This is a genomic window from Bacteroides sp. ET489 (assembly GCF_030518095.1).
GTDB lineage: Bacteria > Bacteroidota > Bacteroidia > Bacteroidales > Bacteroidaceae > Bacteroides > Bacteroides ndongoniae.
This window is the reverse complement of the sequence record NZ_JAULLJ010000116.1, coordinates 1-901: the sequence shown is the minus strand read 5'-3', so window position 1 is coordinate 901 and position 901 is coordinate 1. Positions and strand designations below refer to the sequence as shown.

1 protein-coding gene is annotated in these 901 nt (G+C 43.7%); it reads left to right on the top strand.

Annotated elements, in window-relative coordinates; translation table 11 throughout:
- Window positions 1-111 precede the first annotated feature (111 nt).
- The gene (locus Q3C19_RS18260; RefSeq protein WP_071148388.1) at window positions 112-885 is read left to right on the top strand and encodes an IS5 family transposase; all 774 of its coding nucleotides are present in this window, start codon (window positions 112-114) and stop codon (window positions 883-885) included.
- The last annotated feature ends 16 nt before the right edge of the window (window positions 886-901 follow it).

Here is a 901-nt window from a genome sequence, read left to right as displayed (position 1 = left end):
AGAAACTGTTTTGAATTGATTCAAGAATAATGTTACAGTCTCCTTAAAATTTGAAATCAGCAGGCCAATTGGAAAAATGTTATATCTTTAAAGGTACCAAACTATAAAGTTATGACACACTATCCAACCGACCTGACTGAAAAACAGTGGCAAGTTATAAAAAATATTTTAGAACCGCAAGCGAGGAACCGAAAACATTCTCTTAAAGAGATAATGAATGCAATCCTTTATATCAACAAGACCGGCTGCCAGTGGCGTATGCTTCCCTCTGACTTCGCCCCTTGGCAAACCGTCTATTACTATTTCCGTAAATGGAAGCTTGAAGGCGTGTTTGAAGAGGTGATGGATACCTTGCACGCTTTCATCCGTAAACAGGCAGGGCGTCAGGAAAGCCCCAGCCTTGGCATCATGGATTCCAGAAGTGTGAAGACTTCCCATCATGTTGATTCTGACCGCGGTATAGACGGGAACAAGAAAATCAAGGGGCGGAAAGAGCACATAATTGTCGATACGCTTGGTCTTCCGTTAGCCGTCGCAATCCATGAAGCCAACCTGCATGACAGCAAAGGCGCTCCGCAAGTCATAGAGAAACTTGCTTATAAATTCCCGCGCTTGGTGAAAATCCTGGCAGACGGTGGTTATAAGGGAAAGTTGGCTGATTGGGTCAAGAAGAAATTCGGATGGGTATTGGATGTCGTGCTCAGGCCGGACGAATGTCCAACCAAGTTTCAAGTTCTGCCTAAGCGCTGGATTGTGGAACGCTCTTTCTCATGGCTGGAAAACTTCAGAAGGCTAACCATCGATTATGAATTCCTCGCTGAAACTGCGGAAGCCATGGTACAAATCGCATTCATCCAAATCATGCTTAACAAATTTATCGAATGAAATCAAAACAGCTTCT